Raw genomic sequence first — 1,381 nt, 5'->3', positions numbered from 1 at the left:
CGGGGATTTTGAACTGTACATTTCCCTCTCTAGACACAATACGCCTAAGTACAGCAATGTCATTAAATACGATTTGCTACACTTTGTCAACACAAAAATAACACATATTGATACATTTGAAAAGAATCGGTTAGGTAGTGTTAATTATTATAATTTAAGGATTAAATAATGAAGTCACTATCCATAACGCTCATAGTAATATTTATAGCTTTCTTTTCGATATCAGTGTTATCAAGATACACTAGTGTAGATAGTTTAGAACAATACGATAAACTTTACGAAAAATATGTAAGTGAAAATTATCAAAACTCAGAATATCATCAAAAATTAGCAAAGGCAAAAGAATCGGTGGAGTATTTAAAAACATTTATGGGAAGTACTGTAGACATCCCCAATGACAAAAGTCCATTTTGGAAGCATTTAATAACACTACCTAGCAATCCTCCGGAATTTAATATTTTAAAACATTATCACATAGTGCTTGTTTTTTGTGGTCGTTTTGCTGATTTATTACAAGGTGATAAAAGTATGCCCACAGTTACATTTAACGACTTGCAAACAAAACTTAAGAAATACGGTAGTATTTTTAATGACTGGGATACTATAGAAACTATTTTATTTAAAGCAAAATTTGAAACACATTTTAATGATCCAATGTTTGAATACGCAGAAAAATTTTTGAATTCTCCAAATGGCATTAGCAGAAAAGAACAAACTATTCGTACAGAGCATATGATACTAGGACACGAAAGCGTTCGTTTACAAAATACAGTGAATATGTGCTCTATTGCTATAAGTGTATATAGAGAAATGATGCCCAAAGAAGATATAAGACCCCCAGTAAGATATGGCTCTTTTGAAAAATGGAAGCGATATTTAAAAATTTTTTAAACTAGCGATTAAATACTTATGAAGCACATTAAGAGCAACACGCAGCGAATTCACAAGATGTGGTAACATTTGATCTTCTATCACGAGGTACTGTAGCGCAGCATGAAGATTATACTGTCTATAGAGGCATTGGGCTTCTTTTAGTGCCTCTTGCGTGTTTATAAACTGCTCTGTTGCAAATGCTACCCATTTATCTCTTGCTTTGTCATCAGTAGATGATGGCATTTCGTCATAAATCGCATTAGGCAAGCCCTTTGCACAAAGGTAATCGTTTCTTACTTGTAGATATTGTTGCGCGGCATCATATTGCTCTTGAGTAAGCACGCCTTTTAAACAAAGTCGCCCTATATAAGTACCAGAAAGTGGATTTTTTGCCTCCTGTAGCGTTAAACCGAAGCGCTTTGCACGTATCTCTATTGCCAATTTATCAACGGCTTCACGCGGTGCTTTTGCACGTGATATACGTCCGTTTGGTTCTCTTACCTGCCCT

The 1,381-nt window shown here is 34.6% G+C and carries 2 protein-coding genes; one reads left to right on the top strand and one right to left on the bottom strand.

What is annotated here, in order from left to right; all coding sequences use genetic code 11:
- The first annotated feature begins 168 nt into the window (after positions 1 to 168).
- Positions 169 to 891 carry a hypothetical protein gene (locus ACFIME_RS02640; RefSeq protein ID WP_375610990.1) on the top strand — a complete coding sequence of 241 codons (723 nt, stop codon included), beginning with the start codon at positions 169 to 171 and terminating at the stop codon, positions 889 to 891.
- On the opposite strand, the gene ACFIME_RS02635 is transcribed toward ACFIME_RS02640, so the two are convergent.
- A partial coding sequence (locus tag ACFIME_RS02635; RefSeq protein WP_375684440.1) for a hypothetical protein occupies positions 877 to 1,381 on the bottom strand: 505 nt, incomplete at its 5' end. The genes ACFIME_RS02640 and ACFIME_RS02635 overlap by 15 nt on opposite strands.

This window comes from Bartonella sp. AP1QHHD (genome assembly GCF_042196265.1).
Classification (GTDB): Bacteria; Pseudomonadota; Alphaproteobacteria; order Rhizobiales; family Rhizobiaceae; genus Bartonella.
Note: the sequence above shows the minus strand (reverse complement) of the source record. Positions and strands in the feature narration are given on the sequence as shown.

Coding starts and splice junctions, on each gene's coding strand:
- ACFIME_RS02640 (WP_375610990.1), top strand. CDS start 169: ATGAAGTCACTATCCATAACGCTCATAGTAATATTTATAGCTTTCTTT.